At 30.7% G+C, this 1475-nt stretch carries 2 protein-coding genes; one reads left to right on the top strand and one right to left on the bottom strand.

Features of this window, described 5'->3' with window-relative positions:
- Nucleotides 1–236: 236 nt before the first annotated feature.
- Nucleotides 237–959 (top strand): epoxyqueuosine reductase QueH, encoded by a 723-nt coding sequence (locus IDG60_RS13905; RefSeq protein ID WP_000606210.1) that lies wholly within the window; start codon nucleotides 237–239, stop codon nucleotides 957–959.
- A gap of 185 nt (nucleotides 960–1144) precedes the next feature.
- Here IDG60_RS13905 and IDG60_RS13900 read toward each other — a convergent pair whose 3' ends face one another.
- Entirely contained in the window at nucleotides 1145–1420 is a 276-nt protein-coding gene (locus IDG60_RS13900; RefSeq protein ID WP_000159837.1) for a hypothetical protein, read from the bottom strand.
- Between the last annotated feature and the right edge of the window lie 55 nt (nucleotides 1421–1475).

Genomic DNA, 1475 nt, shown 5'->3' with positions numbered 1-1475 from the left:
TAAGATGAAATTGATTTAAATGAAGTAAACATATATATGACATACAAAAAATGAAAATGACACAGAGACGTATGTGTTGTTTAGTGTTTTAAAATTCAAGTTTAAAAAATGCTTTTAGATACATAAGGGACTTTCGAAATATAAATGCATTAAAATGAATTTCTAACTTTTTTGACTGACATTTAATATGAATCATATATAATAGAAGTTAATGATTAAATGTGGGAGGTTAAATCATGATTAATGCTGAACCTATTATCAGTAAAATGAAAAATCAAAAAATTAATTATGACAAGGTGTTGAAGAAATTAATCGGGCAGTGGGAAAGAGAAGCAATCAGACCTAAAATCTTATTGCATAGTTGTTGTGCACCTTGTAGTACATATACATTAGAGTTTTTAACACAATATGCAGACATTGCAATTTATTTCGCGAATTCAAATATTCATCCGAAAAATGAATATTTACGACGTGCTAAAGTGCAAGAACAATTTGTGGAAGATTTTAATCGCAAGACTGGTGCGAATGTGAAGTATATTGAAGCACCTTATGAACCGCATAAGTTTGTGAAAATGGTGAAGGATAAAGAATTAGCTGATGAAAAAGAAGGCGGCTTACGTTGTACCGCTTGTTTTGAAATGCGTTTGGATATTGTAGCGAAAGCAGCTGTAGAACATGGCTATGATTATTTTGGCAGTGCAATCACGTTATCACCTAAAAAGAACGCACAATTAATCAATGAACTTGGTATGGATGTCCAAAAAATATACGATGTGAACTATTTGCCAAGTGATTTTAAGAAAAGTAAAGGTTATGAGCGTTCCATAGAAATGTGTAATGACTATAATATCTTTAGGCAGTGTTATTGTGGATGTGTCTTTGCAGCGATGCAACAAGGTATTGATTTTAAAACAGTTAATAAAGAAGCGAAAGCATTTTTAGAACAATATCCAGATTAATCATTGGAAATGAGATAAAAGGCAAGAACGTATACATGCCATATCCCATTAAAAATTATCAAATAGAAACCCGAGATTTTAGTGAAATGAATCATACTAAAATCTCGGGTTATTTATATAATCGTAAATATTGTAGATATAATGAATAACTGGATCCTGAGACATAAAACAATGTCTCACTCTAATTACATCATTTTATGAACAAATCTTATAATTGCTAAAATGACAATGACAAGTGTTGAAATAAGTGAAAACACTTTAAACTTTTTATAGTCATTTTTCGTTTCATTTTCTCCTGTTTTCATCATTTCACGTAGCTCTTGCTCGATTTCTAAATCAAGATCTGTTTTACGATAACCATTCAAACCTTGACGTTCATCTTCTTCAGGTTGATTTTGTTGCTGTGTGTCTTTGTTGTCAGAAGTCGCTACTGTTTTTTTATTATCTGTTTCTTTAGTCATAACAAACGCCTCCGTTATAAAACGCTATATTTAATGATATGTGATATTTAAGCCA

The organism is Staphylococcus sp. EG-SA-2 (genome assembly GCF_017152085.1).
This window is presented reverse-complemented; position numbering and strand designations above follow the sequence as displayed.